The organism is Marinobacter sp. bablab_jr003 (assembly GCF_016464245.1).
Lineage (GTDB): Bacteria > Pseudomonadota > Gammaproteobacteria > Pseudomonadales > Oleiphilaceae > Marinobacter > Marinobacter vinifirmus.
In genome coordinates this window covers 1-18960 of sequence record NZ_JADARC010000117.1, presented here as the reverse complement: position 1 = coordinate 18960, position 18960 = coordinate 1, and the positions used below count along the sequence as shown (strand labels likewise).

General features: G+C 58.8%; 13 protein-coding genes. 7 read left to right on the top strand and 6 right to left on the bottom strand.

Going from position 1 to position 18960, the window contains the following annotated elements; translation table 11 throughout:
- Positions 1–4: 4 nt before the first annotated feature.
- The 4 genes from H3Z84_RS12000 to H3Z84_RS11985 form a co-directional block, all read right to left on the bottom strand.
- Positions 5–2179, bottom strand: coding sequence for a carboxy terminal-processing peptidase (locus H3Z84_RS12000; protein WP_199457608.1), 2175 nt, complete (start codon positions 2177–2179; stop codon positions 5–7).
- 219 nt (positions 2180–2398) lie between these two features.
- Entirely contained in the window at positions 2399–4549 is a 2151-nt protein-coding gene (locus H3Z84_RS11995; RefSeq protein WP_199457607.1) for a 3-hydroxyacyl-CoA dehydrogenase NAD-binding domain-containing protein, read from the bottom strand.
- Between the two features lie 29 nt (positions 4550–4578).
- Positions 4579–5787, bottom strand: coding sequence for an acetyl-CoA C-acetyltransferase (locus H3Z84_RS11990; protein ID WP_199457606.1), 1209 nt, complete (start codon positions 5785–5787; stop codon positions 4579–4581).
- 175 nt (positions 5788–5962) lie between these two features.
- A complete protein-coding gene (locus H3Z84_RS11985; protein ID WP_199457605.1) occupies positions 5963–8434 on the bottom strand; it encodes a DUF349 domain-containing protein in 2472 nt (823 codons plus the stop codon).
- A 146-nt stretch (positions 8435–8580) separates the two neighbouring features.
- Here H3Z84_RS11985 and H3Z84_RS11980 point away from each other — a divergent pair, with 146 nt between their 5' ends.
- Positions 8581–9063 carry a regulatory protein RecX gene (locus H3Z84_RS11980; protein ID WP_022989620.1) on the top strand — a complete coding sequence of 161 codons (483 nt, stop codon included), beginning with the start codon at positions 8581–8583 and terminating at the stop codon, positions 9061–9063.
- A 14-nt stretch (positions 9064–9077) separates the two neighbouring features.
- Here the strand turns inward: H3Z84_RS11980 and mltF are convergent, their stop codons facing one another.
- Entirely contained in the window at positions 9078–10616 is a 1539-nt protein-coding gene (gene mltF / locus H3Z84_RS11975; protein WP_199457604.1) for a membrane-bound lytic murein transglycosylase MltF, read from the bottom strand.
- 216 nt (positions 10617–10832) lie between these two features.
- Here mltF and purL point away from each other — a divergent pair, with 216 nt between their 5' ends.
- On the top strand, positions 10833–14738 hold the full coding sequence (gene purL / locus H3Z84_RS11970) for a phosphoribosylformylglycinamidine synthase (protein ID WP_199457603.1): 3906 nt from the start codon (positions 10833–10835) through the stop codon (positions 14736–14738).
- A 386-nt stretch (positions 14739–15124) separates the two neighbouring features.
- Positions 15125–15436: a YqfO family protein gene (locus H3Z84_RS11965; RefSeq protein WP_199457602.1), complete on the top strand. Its 312-nt coding sequence runs from the start codon at positions 15125–15127 to the stop codon at positions 15434–15436.
- Here the strand turns inward: H3Z84_RS11965 and H3Z84_RS11960 are convergent, their stop codons facing one another.
- The gene (locus H3Z84_RS11960) at positions 15437–15985 is read right to left on the bottom strand and encodes an NUDIX hydrolase (RefSeq protein ID WP_199457601.1); all 549 of its coding nucleotides are present in this window, start codon (positions 15983–15985) and stop codon (positions 15437–15439) included.
- Between the two features lie 95 nt (positions 15986–16080).
- Here H3Z84_RS11960 and H3Z84_RS11955 point away from each other — a divergent pair, with 95 nt between their 5' ends.
- From H3Z84_RS11955 to purT, 4 genes are read left to right on the top strand one after another with little or no spacing between them, the layout of a single operon-like run.
- Positions 16081–16662: an NUDIX hydrolase gene (locus tag H3Z84_RS11955; RefSeq protein WP_094625746.1), complete on the top strand. Its 582-nt coding sequence runs from the start codon at positions 16081–16083 to the stop codon at positions 16660–16662.
- A 17-nt stretch (positions 16663–16679) separates the two neighbouring features.
- Positions 16680–17207: a gamma carbonic anhydrase family protein gene (locus tag H3Z84_RS11950; protein WP_199457600.1), complete on the top strand. Its 528-nt coding sequence runs from the start codon at positions 16680–16682 to the stop codon at positions 17205–17207.
- A 2-nt stretch (positions 17208–17209) separates the two neighbouring features.
- Positions 17210–17392, top strand: coding sequence for a DUF1289 domain-containing protein (locus H3Z84_RS11945; RefSeq protein ID WP_199457599.1), 183 nt, complete (start codon positions 17210–17212; stop codon positions 17390–17392).
- A 24-nt stretch (positions 17393–17416) separates the two neighbouring features.
- Positions 17417–18616, top strand: coding sequence for a formate-dependent phosphoribosylglycinamide formyltransferase (gene purT, locus H3Z84_RS11940; protein ID WP_094625744.1), 1200 nt, complete (start codon positions 17417–17419; stop codon positions 18614–18616).
- The last annotated feature ends 344 nt before the right edge of the window (positions 18617–18960 follow it).

Sequence of the window (18960 nt, the reverse complement as noted above, 5' to 3'; positions counted from 1 at the left end):
GTGGTTACCGGGTTTCGGCTTTGGCCGCGAACTGTGTGGGCGACAGGATAGAGGCGGTGCGCTGGTCCAGTTCCAGCAGGTCGGCCATGATGTGGCCGCCTTCACGGATCACGAAGTCCAGTTCGTCATCGGTGGTGTCCAGGTCTGCGGCCTGCTCGTCCTGCCATTGCTCGAGGTCTTCCAGGGTGTCGAACGGCTCTTCACCGCGCAATTCCCTGCGGGCGTTGGCAATGGTCAGCCGGGTGTTTTCAATCTGGCTGTGCTGGTCCTTCCGCTCGGCGTGGTTCAGGCTGACGTAGTCCATCTGCCGCTGCTGGGTAAGGAATTCGATTTCTTTCTGCAGCAGGCTGAATTCCGGGTTGGTCGCAAACCGGTCTTCATGGCGCTCGCGCAGCTCATCGATAATGCCGCTGAAGTCGAAGTAACGGTTATGGGGCACCGCCTCAATCTGGTCCCAGGGCAGGGCGTGGTCCAGGGCATCTTCGCCGATGCGGGTTTTGTCGATGCGTGACGGAATCTCGATGTCCGGAATCACCCCTTTATGCTGGGTAGAGCCGCCGGATACCCGGTAAAACTTGGACTGGGTAATCTTCAGCTGGCCGTGGTTCAGGGGCCGAACCGCCTGTACCGTACCCTTGCCGAAGGTTTGGGAGCCTACAACCAGGCCGCGACCGTAATCCTGGATGGCGCCGGCAAAGATTTCCGAAGCCGAGGCACTCATGCGGTTAACCAGCACCACCAGCGGGCCGTCGTAAACCACGGTGGGGTCTTCATCGTTCAGCACCTGAACATCGTTGTTGGCGTTACGGATCTGCACTGTCGGGCCTTTGTCGATAAACAGGCCTACCAGGTCGTTGGCTTCGTGCAGGGCGCCGCCACCGTTGTTGCGCAGGTCCATCACCACGCCATCGACACCGTCTTCCTTCAGTTCGCTGATCAGCCGGCGAACGTCCCGGGTGGTGCTTTTGTAATTGGGATCACCTGCCTGCATGGCCTGAAAATCGGCATAGAAGGTGGGAATGGTGATCACGCCAATGCGATAGTCCTGGCCCTTACGTTCCAGTTCGATCACTTCCTTGCTGGCGCTCTGTTCTTCCAGCTTGACTTCGTCCCGGCTGATATCGATCGAGCGGGTAACGCTTTCGTCCGAGGCGTTGGCCGGAATCACTTCCAGGGTGACGGTTGAGTTGCGGGGGCCGCGAATCAGGTCCACCACTTCATCCAGGCGCCAGCCGATCACGTTGACCGGTTTTTCGCCCTCCTGTGCTACCGACACAATACGGTCGGCCGGTTGCAGCTGGCCTTGTTTGGAGGCCGGGCCGCCGGGAACCAGGCGCACTACCTTGGTGTATTCGTTGTCGGACTGCAGCACCGCGCCAATGCCCTCGAGGGACAGGCTCATGTTGATGTTGAAGTTCTCCGAGGTGCGCGGAGAGAAGTAGGAGGTGTGCGGGTCCCACATGCCGGTGAAGGCGTTCATGTAGGCCTGGAAGGCATCTTCGCTACGAGCCTGGTAGGCGCGCTTCAGCTGGCCTTCGTAGCGGCGGCGCAGGTTGTCTTCGATGACGTCGTCTTCAGTGCCGTTCAGGCGCTGGGCCAGCACCGCGTTCTTGATGCGTTTGATCCAGAGCTGGTCCAGTGCGGCACTGTCGGCTTCCCAGGGTGCTTCGGAGCGGTCAACGCGGATTTGATCGTTGCCTTCGAAGTCCAGGTTATCAATGCCCTCGTCGATCAGCGACAGGGCGAACTGCAGGCGCTGGATAACCCGCTGTTGCACCAGGTTGTAGATATCAAAGCCTGGTTGCAGCTGGCCGGTTTTCAGGGCCGAACCCAGGCGGTTACGGACGTTGGAGAGTGCGTCGATGTCCTGCTGGGTCAGGTAAACGCGCTGGTTGTCCAGGTAGTCCAGGTAGGCATCAAACACATCGCCAGAGAGTTCGTCACTGATACCCAGGTTGCGGAAATGGGTGAACTGAAGCTGGCGGGCAATCAGGATGTTGGCCCGGGCCTGGTCAATGGTGGGCGCGACCGGCTCGTAGATAGCCGAGTCATCCAGCTTTGCCTGCAAACCGGACAGTCCCGGCACCAGCAGGGCAAGGCCCAGTGCTGTGCAAAGCCCCGCTTTTTTCAGGGTGGCCGGCCGGGGGCTGTGTTGTCTGATTCTTTCCGCAATCCTCATAAATGCATACCTGGCGATACTGGGTGTCTGGTAACGCGTAAGCCGCTGTTCTACCCGTGACTGATAAATTTATTGTAGGCAACCGCTACACCTGTTGCCATAGGCCTTGGGTATAGCTTCGTGACAATATGTCCATATACGTTGCGCCCCGGGGTAATAGATTGGGGCAGGTTGCGGGAAGTAAAGTGGCCGGAGGGAGGCCCCCTCCGGCCGGCAGGGTCAGGAGAAGGTTTCGTTGTTCTCTGCTTTGCCCATCAGCAGCGCAGGCGGTGCGAAGCGCTCGCCGTACTGGTCCGCCAGTTGCTGTGCCCGTTCGGCAAAGGCCCGAACGCCGTAATGATTGACGAACTGGATGGCGCCGCCGGTCCAGGGCGCGTAGCCAATGCCGAAGATGCTGCCGATGTTGGCATCTTCCACGGTTCTCAACACGCCTTCTTCCAGGCAGCGGATGGTCTCGATGGCCTGGATGAACAGGATGCGGTCTTTCAGGTCCTGAAGCTGCACGCTGCGGGCCTTGGCCTGGTCAACGAACAGGTTCTCCAGTTCCGGCCACAGGTGTTTCTTGCCTTTGTCCGGGTACTCGTAGAAACCGGCGCCGGCGGCTTTGCCTTTGCGGTTGTGGGTGTCGACCATGGCATCAATGACGGCTTCGGCCGGGTGTGGCTGCCAGGTGCCGCCGGCGGCTTCGGTGTCTTTTCGGCTCTGGGCGCGGATGTGCTGCATCAGGGTCATGCTGACTTCGTCGGAGATGGCCAGCGGCCCCACAGGCATACCGGCCAGAAGCCCCGCATTCTCGATGCTGGAGGGGTGAATGCCCTCGGCCAGCATACTGATGCCCTCGTTAACAAAGGTTCCGAAGACCCGGGAGGTGAAGAAGCCGCGGCTGTCGTTGACCACGATGGGGATCTTGCCGATCTGCTGCACGTAGTCGAATGCGCGGGCCAAGGTGTCATCGGAGGTTTTCTCGCCCACGATGATTTCCACCAGCTGCATCTTGTCCACCGGCGAGAAGAAGTGCAGGCCGATGAAGTTGTCCGGCTTGGCCGAGGCCTGGGCCAACTGGGTGATGGGGATGGTGGAGGTGTTGGAGGCAAAGATGCCGTTGGCCACCATTTTCGGCTCGGATTCCTGGGTAACCTTTGCCTTCAAATCGCTGTCTTCGAACACGGCTTCGATGATCAGGTCGCAACCTTCCAGATCGTCGGCGGAAGCCGTGGATTTAATTCGGGCCAGCACCTCGTCTTTCTGGGCTTCGGTCATGCGGCCGCGGCTGACTTTCTTGGCCAGCAGGTTCTCGGAGTAGCTTTTGCCCTTCTCCGTGTTTTCCACGGAAACATCCTTCAGCACCACCTCAATGCCGCGGCTGGCAGTGGAGTAGGCAATGCCGGCACCCATCATGCCGGCACCCAGTACGCCCACTTTCTTGAAGGTTTCTTTTTCCACACCATCCGGGCGACTGCCGCCGGCCTTGATGGCGTTGAGTTGGAACCAGAAGGTGCCGGTCATGTTCTTGGCAACCTGGCCAGTGGCCAGCTCGGCAAAGTATCGGGTTTCAATCAGGCTGCCGTTGTCGAAGTCCACCTGGGCGCCTTCCACGGCTGCTGCCAGAATCCGCTCAGGGGCAGGGTAACAGCCCTTGGTTTTTTGCCGCAGCATGGCCGGTGCGATGGCCAGTTTCTGTGCCATGGCTGGATGATGTGGGGCGCCGCCGGGGAATTTGAAGCCTTTCTGGTCCCAGGGTTGCTGGCACTTGGGGTTGGCTTCGATAAAGGCCCGGGCCTTGGCGATCATGTCTTCCGGTGAACTGGCCAATTCATTCATGATGCCGGCTTTCAGGGCCGCTTTCGGATTCACCTTTTTGCCTTCCATCAGGAACGGGAAAGCCGCTTCCAGGCCAAGCATCCGGGGCAGGCGCTGGGTGCCGCCACCGCCGGGCAGCAGGCCCAGGGTCACTTCCGGCAGGCCCAGCTGGGTGCGGTCGTCATCAATGGCGACGCGGTAATGACACGCCAGCGCCAGTTCCAGTCCGCCGCCGAGGGCGGTGCCGTTAATGGCGGCCACCACGGGTTTGCCACAGGTTTCCAGCGCCCGCATATCGGCTTTCAGACAGTTGATCATGGCCTCGAAGTCTTTGGCCTGCTCGCGGGTGACTTTGTACAGTTCGTTCAGGTCGCCGCCGGCGAAGAAGGTTTTCTTGGCGGAGGCGATAATGATGCCTTTGATGTTGTCCAGGTCACCTTTGACCTTGTTGACGGTGTCGGTCAGGGCGGTGCGAAACTCGCCGTTCATGGTGTTAGCGGACTGGCCCGGCATGTCGATGGTCAGGGTCAGAATCTGGTCTGAACCCAGGTCGTATTGGATGGCACTCATGGTCGGTTCCTTTTATTTGAAAGTGGCGTTCAGACGCGCTCGATGATGGTGGCAATGCCCATGCCGCCGCCCACACACAGGGTGGCCAGGCCGTAGCGCAGTTCACGGCGTTCCAGTTCATCCAGCAGGGTGCCCAAGATGATGGCACCGGTAGCACCCAGCGGGTGGCCCATGGCGATGGCGCCGCCGTTCACGTTCACTTTCTCGTCCGGAACGGACAGTTCTTTCTGGAAGCGCATCACCACTGAGGCAAAGGCTTCGTTCACTTCAAACAGGTCGATCTGGCCCACGGTCATGCCCGCTTTCTCCAGCGCCTTGCGGGCGGCGGGGGCCGGGCCGGTGAGCATGATGGTGGGGTCTGTGCTGGTGACCGCGGTGGCGACAATGCGGGCACGGGGCTTCAGACCCAGTTCCTTGCCCTTGGCTTCACTGCCAATCAGCACGGCGGTGGCACCGTCGACAATGCCGGAGGAGTTGCCGGCGTGGTGCACGTGGTTGATCTTTTCTACGTAGTGATACTTTTCCCGGGCCACGCCATCGAAGCCCATCTCACCCATCATCTGGAACGAGGGTTTCAGACTGGCCAGGGATTCCACGGTGGTGTTGCCGCGCACATGCTCGTCGCGGTCCAGAATCACCACGCCGTTCTGGTCGGTGACCGGGACGATGGATTTGGCGAAGTAGCCCTTGTCCCAGGCGTTGGCGGCTTTTTGCTGGGATTTCACGGCAAAGCCGTCGACATCTTCACGGCTGAAGCCTTCCAGAGTGGCGATCAGGTCAGCCCCGATGCCCTGGGGCATGAAGCCTGTGTGCAGGTTGGTTTCCGGGTCGGTAGCCCAGGCGCCGCCGTCAGAGCCCATGGGCACGCGGGACATGGCTTCAACGCCGCCCGCTACCACCATGTCTTCCCACCCGGAGCGTACTTTCATGGCGGCCAGGTTGACGGCTTCCAGGCCGGAGGCGCAGAAACGGTTCAGGGTGACGCCGGCCACTTTCTCGTCCCAGTCGGCGGCGAGTGCGGCGGTTTTGGCAATGTCTGCGCCCTGGTCGCCTACGGCAGTAACGCAGCCCATGACAATGTCGTCCACCTGGGCGGTATCCAGCTGGTTACGTTCCTGCAGGGCCTTGAGCACGGTGGTGAGCAGGCTGATGGGTTTTACGCTGTGCAATGAACCGTCTTTCTTGCCGCGTCCGCGGGGGGTGCGAACGGCATCGAATATGTACGCCTCGGTGGTCATAGCTGTTCCTCTGATTGTTATCCGGGCTTGTTTTCAAAGAGTGATAACCATAGCGGTTCAGTGTAGTACCCGGTAATGACAGCCGCTGCCAATCCCATTGGCGAAATTGCTCAGCCCGGAAACGAAAAATCCCCGCCGGAGCAGGGATTTTGGATCAGGGGAGTGAGTCGACCTTTTAATCGCTGCCGAGCATAACCTCCAGTGCGCGATTCAGGCGGTCGGCGTTGCTGGCGGATACGTCCTCTACCTCCGGGTGCAGGCACCACAGGGCAACCAGTTTTTCCAGCTCTTGTGCCGGCGCTTCTGTTTCTGTGTTGCCCATACCTTCGGTCAGGCGCTGCACCTGGATTTCCATCCTGCGAGGCTGGTCCTGTTCCGGGGTATCGGCGCCGGCGAGGATCTCCGCACGAATGGCCAGGTCCCGGCCAGACACTGCTGGCTGGTTCTGTGCCAGGCGGGCCCAGCTCTCAGGCGCGGTTTGCGGATCCAGGGAGTTGTCTACCCGGCCTGCCACCAGGCTTTGCCAGTCGTTGATTTTCTGTTTCAACTTACGGGTGCGGGCGGTCTGGGCCAGGCGCTTTTTCAGCTCCTGAACCTGTTCCCGAACCGGCTTGGACAACGGATTACCGGCCAGGCCGTTCAATTGTTCGATGGCGCCGGCGATGGACTGGTCATGGGATTCGGTGCCAAGTTCCCGCAGCTGGGCAACGGTTTCGAGTGCCGCCTGGTCTGCCTGTTCGGTTGCCTCCTGCTGTGCGGAGCGCTGGGCATCGCGGCGGGCAAAGATCTGGTCACAGGCTGTGCGGAACGCCTGCCAGAGTTTGCGGTCTTCCCGGTGCCGGGTGATGCCGATGGCTTTCCAGTCGTTCTGCAGGGCCTTGGCTTGCTCCATGGCTTCCTGCAGGGGCTCGTGGCTGATCAGCGCCTCGGCTTTTTCGACGATGCCTTGTTTGAGAGTTTCGTTCTTTTTGCGCTCTTCGTCCAGCGGGCGCTCAAGCTGCTTCAGCAAGTCGTCAAAACGCTTCTGGATTTGCCGGTTGTCGCGGAAGTCCACGGGCCAGGCCGATTTCCACTCCTGCCGGGCAGTCTGGTGAATGCGCTCGGCGCCTTTCCAGTCGATGGCTGTCCAGTCTGCGTTGTCCAGGAAAGTAGCCAACTGGTCGCAGATGGCCTGGCGCTTCTGCAGGTTGGCCTGTTTAAGGTCCGATTTTGCCTCGAAGTAGGCTTTGCAGGGTTCGTAGGCCTTGTCAGACGCGGCCTTGAACCGGCTCCACAGGGCCCGGTCAGACGAACCGCCCAGTTCACGCCACTCGCTCTGCAGCTCCTTGATGCGCTCCGCCTTGGCTTCCGGCTCGATGGGTTGTTCTGCCAGGTATTCCATTTGCTCGCACAGGGATACCTGCTTGGGTTCGGTGGCAAAGCCCTGCCAGTCGCTGAGCTCCCGGAACTGGCCGGCAAGCAGTTGCATGCGGGCCTGGAAGCCACGACGGTTTCGGCCATCCAGTTGCTGGAACTGGTTCTGGGCGGTTTTCAGAAGTTGCTTTGATTCCTTGAACTGCCTGGCTTCCAGGGCAGCTTCCAGGTCCGGAAGGGTGGCCTTCAGAGCTGACATAACCGCGCTTTGCTGTTCCTGGTTGGCATCTGCCGGTTTCGCGGCTCTGGGTTTGCCGGCCAGCTTGCGTACAGGTTCCAGCCTGGCGGGCTGGGGGAATTCTGCCGGCCACTCCAGTTCCTTGAGCAGTTGCCTTGCAGCATCACGTTGCTCGTCGGTTGCCTCGTCTGATCCGGCCGCTTCACCCAGGCTGGCAATGCTGTCTTTCATGGTTTCCAGGCGGCGCACGGCACTCAGGTAGTTGCGCAAGCCCAGCATCTGCTGCTCGTATTCTTTCTGCTCCTGCTTGCTTACCTGGGTGTCACGGGTGGCCTCCAGCCAGCGGTTTTCCTGGGTTTTCTGCAGGGCGTCCAGGGCCGAGGCCGAAGGCAGGTCTTCTGCGGAGGCAGTTTGCAGGTCTGTCAGGGTCTGCTGGAGCAGTTCCAGGGTCTCGGTTCTCTGGCGGGCCTGCTCCTGGTGGCGCTTTTCGTCTTCCTGTACCTGTTTAAACTGTTTCAGCCGCTCCCGGCAGTCGTGCACGGCAGCCAGGAATTGCCCGGCCTGTTCGGCACTGGCGCTGGCTTCAACGCTGCGCCAGCTTTCCTGTGCTGCGTCGAGCCGGGCTTCGTAAAGCTTGGTGTCTTCACTGCGGGCCTGGTCCTGTACCTGGGTGATCAGGGCTTCGATACGCTGTTGTACGGCGGTTTCGGCGGCCTGCTGGTCTTTCACGGTTTGCAGGCTTTGCTTGATTGCCTGGTAGACACCCTTGTCCCGGCCCTTGGCCTGCTTGAGCACCTGCTGCAGGAGCTCTTCCTGCTGAAGGCCGTTGGCGGCTTCCAGGCGAATGGCAGCGGTTACGCCGTCAATGGCAAGCTGGGCGAGTTCGGGCTGTGGCGGATTGTTTCTGAGCTGGTTTTCCTGGGATTCCCGCAGAAGCTGTCGTTCGTTTTGGGCTTCCTGCTGGCTGGTCTCGGCCGCTTTTGGCGTGCTGTTTTTCGGAGCGCTTGCCGGGGTTGCCTTGCGGGATTTGAACAGTCTCTGAATGAATGCAGCCATATAAAGGTATCCTTCGGGATTGAAACCAGTCTGCGGTGGCGGCAAAGTGTGCTGCCACCGGCCACAAGCACGGTCGGGTGTGCCGGGCAGTGTGTGAAATCGGCCGGTAGTCTAGCGTTTTGCAAGCCATCGCGGAAAGGGGCTGTATGGCAAAAAGAGATGAAAATCCCGAAGACCAGGATTACAAGGCCCGCTCGGTGGCGCTGCGCTTGCTGGCTCGGCGTGAACACAGTCGCCACGAGCTGGCGCTGAAACTTCGCCAACGGAAGATTGAGCCGGCACTGATCAACACAGTCCTCGATGAATACGAGGATGAAGGATGGCTGGATGATCACCGTTTTGCCGATGTGTTTGCCCGGCAACGGATGGATGCGGGCTACGGGCCCCTGAGAATCCTGGCGGACTTGCAGCAGCGTGGGGTGAATTTCAGCCCCGGGTGCCTCAGTGAAACCACCGAAGAGCAATGGCTGGCATCGGCAGTGCGCCTGAGGGAAAGGCGGTTCGGGCTGGCAAGGCTGGATGATGACCTGAAAGAAAAGTTGCGACAGGCACGGTTTCTGGCCGGGAGGGGCTTTTCCCATTCACAGGTTGAGCGGGCACTGGAAGCGCGGGCTCCCGAAGACGAGTAACCCGGTTGGCCGGATTACAGTGTGGGCGGGATCAGCCCCAGCTCAGGCGGCAGTGCGGCTCGCAGGCTGGGTGAGCCCGATTCTGTATTGTCCGCGTTGTCGGAACCATTGGTTCCATCTTCGGCGCTTTCATCTCTGGCATTGAGGGCGGCCAGGTCTACATCGGTTTCAGACGGTTCTGGCAGCTCCGGTTCCGTGACCCTTACCAGTACATCGTAGTAGCGACGGATGTTCTGTACGTAGGCCACCGGCTCGTGCCCACGGGCATAACCGAAGCGGGTTTTGGTGTACCACTCCTTCTGGGCCAGCAACGGCAGGAATTCCTTCACATCCATCCAGCGATCCGGGTTTTTACCTGCCGATTCCGTTAACCGTCGGGCATCTTCAAGGTGGCCATAGCCCACGTTATAGGAGGCGAGGGCAAACCAGGTGCGGTCCGGTTCCGGAATCCGGTCGGGAATTTTCTCGAGCACCCGGAGGAAATACAGGGCGCCACCTTTAATACTTTGCTCCGGGTCCAGGCGGTTACTCACGCCGATATAGTTGGCAGTGGTGCGGGTAAGCATCATCAGCCCGCGCACGCCGGTGGGGGAGACCGCATTGGCGCGCCAGTGGGATTCCTGGTAGCCGATGGCTGCAAGCAGGCGCCAGTCCAGGCCGGTTTCCCGGGCGTAGCTTTCGAAGGTGGTCTGGTAGGTGGGCAGCCGGTTGTCCACGTGGGCCATGAAGGTTTGGGCTCCCACAAAATTAAGCCGGTCCAGGTGGCCATAAAAACGCTCGGCCAGCTGCTCCATCTGGCCGCTATCACGCTGGGCTTCCATGAAACTGGAAGCGGCACTGGCCAGCGAATCATCTTGCTCCGCCGGGAACAGCCAAACCAGCTCTTCCGGTTCGTTCAGGGCAAAGCCTTCGTAGACATCGGGGAAGAATACATGGTTCAGGTCCAGCTCATTGGATGAAACCACCGCGTAGGCGAATTCCCCGGTTTCCACCCGGGCCAGAAGGCCGGCTGCATCGATTTCAGGGTGAACGGCAATAACCGGCGCCGGTTCGCCTTGCTGTGCTTCAAGCAGGTGTTCGTGGTTGCTGTCAGCCAGCATGTGGACAGTATCGCCCTGCAGGTCGCTGAGGGTTTCCGGCCTGTCCGCATCCCGGTGGTAAACCACTACCGACTGAACATTGATGCCGGTGGGCACGGTGTGGAACTTGCCTTCGAACTCCGGCAGCCTGGCGAGCCCGGCCATGCCGATGTGGGCGTAGTTTCGGGACAGCACCGAGAGGATTTCGGAGTTGTCTTCAGCAATACGGACTCGCAGCTCTACGCCCAGTTCCCTGGCAAAGTCACTGGCCAGTTCGTAGTCGTACCCGGTTGTGGTTTCCCGTTCCTGGTAATAAATAGAAGGAGCTATACGGGTAATAACGTGCAGGACACCTTCGTTGCGAACTTCCTGAAGGGCAGTCGGCCGGGAGCAGCCGCTGACCGCCAGTGCAGCCAGCAGAATCAGGGCCACAGGCCTGTGGCTGGTTTTAAAGGTGCTGGTCAATCGTGACAAATCCCTGCGCTCCGCATCATTCGACGTTCCATGCAGTCAGGTGAATGATCCCTCCTTGCCGGAAGGTGGTCAATTGATCTGTTCAATCCATGTGCAAAACAATGTCAATTGTACGCTTTTCCGGCCGGCTACCTGATGCTGTATCCCGCCGCCCGTTTCGAGTATCATGGCCGCCTTTCAGACGTCTCCCGATTTCGCGCGATACAGGTTGATATCATGCTTGAACTTCGCGGCGCTCCCGCGCTCTCGCCTTTCCGTTCCCGCAAGCTGCACTCCAGGATCCAGGATATTGTTCCGGATGTAGCCCATGTGTATGCCGAGTTCATGCACTTTGTGGATCTCGATGATGACCTCTCCGACGCGGAACACGCGATTCTGGACAGGCTGCTGACATACGGCCCCAGTGTACAGGTTGAAGAACCTGAAGGGGTTCTGTTCCTTGTGGTGCCCCGGCCGGGCACGCTGTCGCCCTGGTCCAGCAAGGCCACGGACATTGCCCGCAACTGCGGCTTGCGCCAGATTCGCCGGATCGAGCGTGGTATTGCCTATTATGTGCAGTCCAGCCGTAAGCTGGGACTGGAGCAGCGGGAAAAAATTGCCGCCCTGCTGCACGACCGCATGACCCAGACCGTCTTCCACGAAACCGGCGGTGCCGTGCTGCTGTTCAGCCACGATGAACCCCGCCCGCTGGGCCGTGTACCGGTGTTGTCCGGCGGCCGTGATGCCCTGGTTGAAGCCAACGCCCGGCTGGGCCTGGCGCTGGCGGAAGACGAGATTGACTACCTGGTGAAGTCGTTCACCGGCCTTGAGCGTGATCCGACCGACGTGGAACTGATGATGTTCGCGCAGGCCAACTCGGAGCACTGCCGCCACAAGATTTTCAATGCGTCCTGGGATATCGACGGGCAAGGCCAGGAGAAATCCCTGTTTGCGATGATCCGCAACACCTTCGAGATTAACAGCGAAGGCGTGTTGTCAGCCTATAAAGATAACGCGTCGGTTATCGAAGGCAGTGTGGCCGGGCGCTTCTTCCCGGATCCGGAAACCGGTGTGTACGGCTACAACAAGGAGCCGGTACACATTCTGATGAAGGTGGAAACCCACAACCATCCCACGGCTATCTCGCCGTTTGCCGGTGCCGCTACCGGCTCCGGTGGTGAAATCCGTGATGAGGGCGCGACCGGTCGGGGTTCCAAGCCCAAGGCCGGCCTGTCGGGCTTCACGGTTTCCAACCTGAATATTCCCGGCGATGAGCAGCCCTGGGAGATCGGCTACGGTAAGCCGGATCGCATTGCCTCACCGCTGGATATCATGATTGAAGGCCCGATTGGCGGCGCTGCGTTCAACAACGAATTCGGCCGTCCGAACCTGGCCGGCTACTTCCGTACCTTCGAGGAGAAGGTGCCCGGCGCCGCCGGTGAGGAAGTGCGCGGTTACCACAAGCCCATCATGATTGCCGGTGGTCTGGGTAACATCCGGGAAGATCATGTGGAGAAGGGTAATATCCCGGTTGGCGCCAAGCTGATTGTGCTGGGTGGCCCCTCTATGCTGATCGGCCTGGGTGGTGGCGCGGCGTCTTCCATGGACTCTGGCTCCAGTAACGAGAACCTGGACTTTGCCTCGGTTCAGCGGGACAACCCGGAAATGGAACGCCGCTGCCAGGAAGTGATCGACCGCTGCTGGCAAATGGGCGATGACAACCCGATCTGCTTTATTCACGACGTAGGTGCGGGTGGTTTGTCCAACGCCATGCCGGAACTGGTGAAAGACGGCGGCCGTGGCGGCAAGTTCGAATTGCGGGATATCCCGAGCGACGAACCCGGAATGTCGCCCCTGGAAATCTGGTGTAACGAATCCCAGGAACGCTACGTAATGGCCGTGGCACCGGAGAATCTCGACCTGTTCGATTCCCTGTGCCGTCGCGAGCGTTGCCCCTATGCGGTGATCGGTGAAGCCACCGAAGCACACCACCTGGAACTGGGCGATTCGTACTTTAACGACAAGCCGGTGGACCTGCCGATGGAAGTGCTGTTCGGCAAGCCGCCGAGAATGCACCGCAGCATTACCCGCTCTTCGTTCACCAAGCCGGTGTTCGATTCCACCAAGATCGATATCCATGATGCCATTCGCCGTATCCTGCGTTTGCCGTCTGTGGGTTCCAAGAGTTTCCTGATCACCATTGGTGACCGCACAATTACCGGCCTTGTGGCCCGTGACCAGATGGTTGGCCCCTGGCAGGTGCCGGTGAGTGATGTGGCGGTGACCGCTGCCTCCTTTGATGTGCGTACCGGCGAAGCCATGGCTATGGGCGAACGCACACCGGTTGCAGTTATTGATGCGCCGGCTTCCGGCCGTATGGCGGTGGGCGAGGTAATTACTAACCTGGCCGCGGCGCCTATCGAAAAGCTTTCGAATATTCGCCTGTCTGCGAACTGGATGGCCGCAGCCGGTCACCCGGGTGAAGACGAGAATCTCTACGAGACCGTGCGCGCAGTCGGTATGGAGCTGTGCCCGGAGCTGGGCATTACCATCCCGGTGGGCAAGGACTCCATGTCTATGAAAACCACCTGGGAAGAAGACAACGGTGAGCAGAAGAGCGTGACTGCGCCGCTGTCTCTGATTGTCAGCGGCTTTGCGCCGGTTACCGATGTAGCCCGCACACTGACGCCCCAGCTAAGAACAGATGCCGGTGAAACCGACCTGATCCTGGTTGACCTGGCTGCCGGCCAGAACCGCCTGGGTGGCTCTGCACTGGCGCAGGTTTATCGCCAGGTTGGTGCCGTAGCGCCAGACCTGGACGACCCGGAAGACATCAAGGCCTTCTTCGCGGTGATCCAGGGCCTGAATGGCGACGGCAAGTTGCTGGCGTATCACGATCGTTCTGACGGCGGTTTGTTTGTCACACTGGCAGAAATGGCATTTGCCGGCCGCACCGGTGTGGATATCAAGCTGGACGGCCTGGCGGAAGACAGCTCGCAATTTGCCCGCGAGCTGTTTAACGAAGAACTGGGTGCAGTCATTCAGGTGCGTCGTGACGACACCGAGTTTGTCCTGCAGCAGTTCTCGTCGGCTGGTCTGGGCGACCACACCAGTGTGGTGGGTACCCTGAACGATAAAGACCGCGTGCGCCTGAACTTTGCCGGCGACAGTGTGGTGGATGAGTCCCGCACAGAGCTTCAGCGCCTGTGGGCGGAAACCAGCTATCGCATTCAGTCGCTGCGCGATAATGCGGACTGTGCCCAGGATGAGTTTGATAACCTGCTGGACGCTGGAGACCCCGGCCTGAACGCCGAGCTGACCTTCGACATTAACGAAGATGTTGCTGCACCGTTCATCAACACCGGCGCCCGGCCGAAAGTGGCTGTCCTGCGTGAGCAGGGCGTAAATGGCCAGGTTGAAATGGCAGCAGCCTTCGACCGTGCCGGTTTTGAATCAACAGACGTGCACATGAGCGACCTGCTCTCTGGCCGCATCACCCTGGATGATTTCCAGAGCCTGGTGGCGTGTGGCGGGTTCTCCTACGGTGATGTTCTGGGTGCCGGTGAAGGTTGGGCCAAGTCCATCCTGTTCAATGACCGCGTTCGGGATCAGTTTGCCGCGTTCTTCAATCGCCAGGACACACTGGCATTGGGCGTGTGCAACGGTTGCCAGATGCTGTCGAACCTGCACGAGCTGATTCCGGGTAGCGAAGGCTGGCCGCGCTTTGTTCGTAACCAGTCTGAGCAGTTTGAAGCTCGCCTGGTGATGGTGGAAGTAGCACAGTCTCCGTCTGCATTCCTGGACGGCATGGCCGGTTCCCGGATGCCGATCGCCGTGGCCCACGGTGAAGGTCGGATTGAATTTGCCGCCGCTCATAACGCCCAGGCGCTCATCGAAAATGAGCTGGTAGCCATGCGTTACGTGGACAACCGGGGCGAGGCGACGACTCGTTACCCCTACAATCCGAACGGTTCCGAGGCGGGCATCACCGGTGTTACCACCCGTGATGGCCGGGTGACCATCATGATGCCGCATCCCGAGCGGGTATTCCGTGCGGTTCAGCACTCCTGGCGCCCGGATGGCTGGCAGGAAGACGGCCCCTGGATGCGTATGTTCAGAAATGCGAGACGCTGGTTGGCTTGATCAACCCCTGAGTCCGTCTTGACAAAGCCGGCCTGAAGAGCTTCTGTTGGAAGCACCCTTCAGGCCGGTTTTTTTGTGTAAAAAAGTCCGAAAACTTGTCAGTCAAGGTCTTGACTCGCGAACTTTATGCACATTTTTGCGGGTGGGTTGTGTGATCTGTGAACAGAGTCAGAGATTTACGCCTGATTTTTGTTCGACAAATATAAGTTATTGAAAGATAACGATTAAATTAAATGGGCGATTTTGTCGCCAGTTTAAGGAAAGGTCAGTAACAATGGGGCTCAGGGACGGATTCCCAGAAAATATCCCCAGAGTTATCCACAGAAACTGTGGGTAAGTTTGGAAACCCTAATGCTGAGCGAAGCTTGATCAATCTGGAGCGGGCTATGTACAAGTTGTGTTACTTCGTGCCGGAGAGTCATCTGGGGCCAACCAAGCTGGCTTTGTTCGATGCCGGTGCGGGGAAGATCGGTGATTACGATCAGTGTGCCTGGCAATGCAAAGGGCAGGGCCAGTTTCGTCCGCTGGCAGGAAGTGATCCTTTTTTGGGGAGTCAGGGGGAGCTGGAGACTGTATCGGAGTACAAGGTCGAGCTGGTTTGCGATGATGCGGTGATCGTTAAGGCGGTTGCGGCACTGAAGCAGGCTCACCCCTATGAGGAGCCCGCGTACGAGGTTTTCCGGCTGGAAGACTTCTGATCAGCCTTTCTTCGCCATCGGGTGGCGAATGTCTTTAATGTGCACGCCATAGCTGTCGCTCTTCATATCGTTGAGGAACAGCTCAAGGGTTTTTCGTACGGTAGGAAAGGAAATTTCGTCCCAGGGGATATCGTCGGGAGTGAACAGCTTTGATTCCAGGGACTCTTGCCCGGCGCCGAATTGCCCGTCTGTAAGGGTGGCGCGATAAAACATGTGCACCTGGTTGATGTGGGGGACATCAATAATCGAGTACAGACCATGGATGGTAACTTCCGCCAGGGCTTCTTCCCGGGTTTCCCGGGCGGCTGCCTCCATGGTGGTCTCGGCGTTTTCCATAAATCCTGCAGGCAGGGTCCAGTAGCCATAGCGGGGTTCGATCGCGCGCTTGCATAACAGAATCTGGCCTTCCCACACCGGAACCGTGCCGGCAACAATGCGCGGGTTCTGGTAATGTATGGTCTCGCAGCTGACGCAAACATAGCGATGCCGGTTATCTCCCTCTGGAATACGTTGTGCAACCGGCTGGCCGCATGTGCTGCAATACTTCATTGTTTTCCCCGTATACTGAGTGTCCGTTGGTAGTCAGTTTAACGATCCGGACTGCCTGTGTCTCACTCAATATTGGCAAGTAACCGGAGTAAAGAGTGGAAGACCTGCTAACCGAACGGTTGTCCAAATACGCCCCCAGGCAACTGGCCCTGGATTACCCCGAAGCTGGCGTGCTCGTTCCGGTCACCGATGATCACCGCAACCCCGAGATCATTTTCACGCTCCGGTCCGAGCATATGAAAACCCACCGCGGGCAGGTTGCTTTCCCGGGGGGCAAGCGGGATCCCGAAGATGCTTCCCTGGCGGAAACCGCGTTGAGGGAGACCCATGAAGAGATCGGCCTGCCGCCGGACCAGGTGCGGCTCATTGCGCCGCTCAGTCAGGTGATGTCTTTGCATCGGATTGTCGTAACTCCATACGTAGGCCTGGTGCCGGTTGATCACCCGTTACAGGCAAATCCGGCGGAAATTGAAAGTATCTTCCGTGTTCCGGTTTCTTTTTTCCTCGAGGACAAGCGGGAACGAACGGATACCCTGAGCTTCCAGCACAATACCCTTTACGTCCCATGCTATCGCTGGGAGCGTTATCAGATATGGGGTTTGTCGGCCGTGGTTCTGGTCGATTTCCTGAATGCTGTGTACGATGCCGGCATCGATATTCTTGAGCCGCCCCGGTAGGGCGACGGAGGAGTTCTATGTTTTATAGCCTGGGTCAGCGAAAGCCCGAAAAAGACGGCGATGGCCAGTTTGTCGCCCACAACGCCACCGTGATTGGCAGCGTCAAGCTGATGGAGAAATCCAGTATCTGGTTCAATGTGGTGATTCGTGGCGACAATGAGTTGATCACCATAGGCCCGGAATCAAACATCCAGGACGGTTCGGTTCTGCATACCGATCCGGGTATTCCGCTTACTATTGGGCGTGGTGTGACCGTCGGGCACAAAGCGATGCTGCATGGCTGTCAGATCGGGGATTATTCGCTGATTGGCATTAATGCGGTGGTGCTCAATGGTGCAAAGATCGGCAAGCATTGCCTGATTGGCGCGAACACCTTGATCCCGGAAGGAATGGAAATTCCGGACGGCTCCATGGTGATCGGTTCCCCGGGCAAGGTTCGTCGTGAGCTGAATGACAGCCAGAAGAAAATGCTGGAGTTCAGTGCGGCTCACTACGTGAAGAATGCCGAGCGTTACCTGGCTGATCTGCAGCAAGTCGAGATTTAACCATGAAAACTGCCGATAGAGTTCGCTCCCCCTGTGTCAGCATTTGTGCGCTGGACCAGAATGACACCTGCATAGGCTGTCAGCGAACCGGGGATGAAATACTGCGCTGGACCATGATGACAGACGAGGAGCGCCGGGAGGTTCTTCGAAAAGTGGCTGAGCGTGAAAAGAAAGTTGCTATCTAATCTATACACAGGAAGACAGATTCAATGACTGGTTCAGAGCAGACTGTCCGGATTGGTACACCGCTGAAGCCTGGTGCAACACGCGTGCTTTTTTGCGGCTCAGGCGAGCTTGGTAAAGAAGTGGTAATGGAGTTGCAACGCTACGGTGTGGAAGTGATTGCCGTGGATCGCTACGAAAATGCACCGGCCATGCAGGTCGCCCACCGCAGCCATGTGGTTGATATGCTCGATGGCGCGGCACTGAGGGCGGTCATTGAAAAAGAACGCCCGCACCTGATTGTTCCTGAAATCGAGGCCATCGCAACCGCTGAGCTGGTGCGGCTTGAAGAAGAAGGATACAGGGTTGTTCCGACCGCGCGTGCCGTCAATCTGACAATGAACCGCGAAGGTATCCGCCGCCTGGCTGCGGAAGAGTTGGAGTTGCCCACTTCAGCCTACCGGTTTGCCGGCAGCCGCGAGGAGTACCTGGCTGCCGTCGAAGAGATCGGGCTGCCACTGGTGGTCAAGCCGGTAATGAGTTCTTCGGGTAAGGGGCAGAGCCTGGTAAGAGACAATGCGGAGATAGAAGCGGCCTGGGAGTATGCCCAAACCGGTGGCCGGGCAGGGAAGGGGCGTGTCATCATCGAAGGCTTTGTGGATTTTGATTATGAGATCACCCTGCTGACGGTTCGCCACCGTGATGGCGTTTCGTTCTGCGATCCCATCGGGCACCGCCAGGAAGATGGCGATTACCGGGAATCCTGGCAGCCGCACCCTATGGCTCCCAAAGCCCTTGAGCGCTCCATGGAAATTGCCCGGGCAGTTGCCGACAACCTGGGTGGTTACGGTGTCTATGGTGTGGAGCTGTTTGTAAAGGGCGATCAGGTCTGGTTCTCGGAAGTATCCCCGAGGCCACACGATACTGGCCTGGTTACCCTGATGTCCCAGGACCTGTCCGAGTTTGCCCTGCACGCCCGGGCCATTCTTGGTTTGCCTGTTCCGGTAATTCGCCAGCAAGGACCAACGGCTTCGGCGGTCATTCTTCCTGAAGGTGAGTCTGTTGATGTCTCATACAGTGGAGTAGAGCTGGCACTTGCTGAGCCGGACACCCAGTTGCGGTTGTTTGGCAAGCCGGAGTTGAAGGGGCGTCGTCGCATGGGGGTGGCGCTGGCAAAGGGGAACTCTATAGAGGAGGCCCGGCAGCGTGCTTTAGCTGTTGCGGATGCCGTTAAAGTAGAGCTTTAATGGCGCGCGTGTAGCCGGAGCGTTGGCGGCGAAAAGGACTTTTCAAAAAAGTTTAAGGCAACCGTTGACACCTGTGCTGAGGTCTGTAGAATGCGCATCTCGCTTGAGGGGCAGCGCCGGAAACGGGGCAAAACCTCAGCGATAACCGATTGAAAGTATTCGAAAAATTGCTTCAGAAATTATTCGAAATCAACGGTTGACAGGGCGGCGGAACGATGTAGAATACGCGGCCTTGATTGAGCAACAGCTCAAACGCTCTTTAACAAGTTAACCAAGTAATTCGTGTGGGCGCTGGCCGAGGTATTTCGGATACGAAATATCAGGACAGTGACTCGTCGAAAATT

Bases quoted from the DNA above. Each gene is read 5' to 3' on its own strand.
- H3Z84_RS12000 (WP_199457608.1), bottom strand. From the start codon at position 2,179: ATGAGGATTGCGGAAAGAATCAGACAACACAGCCCCCGGCCGGCCACC.
- H3Z84_RS11995 (WP_199457607.1), bottom strand. From the start codon at position 4,549: ATGAGTGCCATCCAATACGACCTGGGTTCAGACCAGATTCTGACCCTG.
- H3Z84_RS11990 (WP_199457606.1), bottom strand. From the start codon at position 5,787: ATGACCACCGAGGCGTACATATTCGATGCCGTTCGCACCCCCCGCGGA.
- H3Z84_RS11985 (WP_199457605.1), bottom strand. From the start codon at position 8,434: ATGGCTGCATTCATTCAGAGACTGTTCAAATCCCGCAAGGCAACCCCG.
- H3Z84_RS11980 (WP_022989620.1), top strand. From the start codon at position 8,581: ATGGCAAAAAGAGATGAAAATCCCGAAGACCAGGATTACAAGGCCCGC.
- purL (WP_199457603.1), top strand. From the start codon at position 10,833: ATGCTTGAACTTCGCGGCGCTCCCGCGCTCTCGCCTTTCCGTTCCCGC.
- H3Z84_RS11965 (WP_199457602.1), top strand. From the start codon at position 15,125: ATGTACAAGTTGTGTTACTTCGTGCCGGAGAGTCATCTGGGGCCAACC.
- H3Z84_RS11960 (WP_199457601.1), bottom strand. From the start codon at position 15,985: ATGAAGTATTGCAGCACATGCGGCCAGCCGGTTGCACAACGTATTCCA.
- H3Z84_RS11950 (WP_199457600.1), top strand. From the start codon at position 16,680: ATGTTTTATAGCCTGGGTCAGCGAAAGCCCGAAAAAGACGGCGATGGC.
- H3Z84_RS11945 (WP_199457599.1), top strand. From the start codon at position 17,210: ATGAAAACTGCCGATAGAGTTCGCTCCCCCTGTGTCAGCATTTGTGCG.
- purT (WP_094625744.1), top strand. From the start codon at position 17,417: ATGACTGGTTCAGAGCAGACTGTCCGGATTGGTACACCGCTGAAGCCT.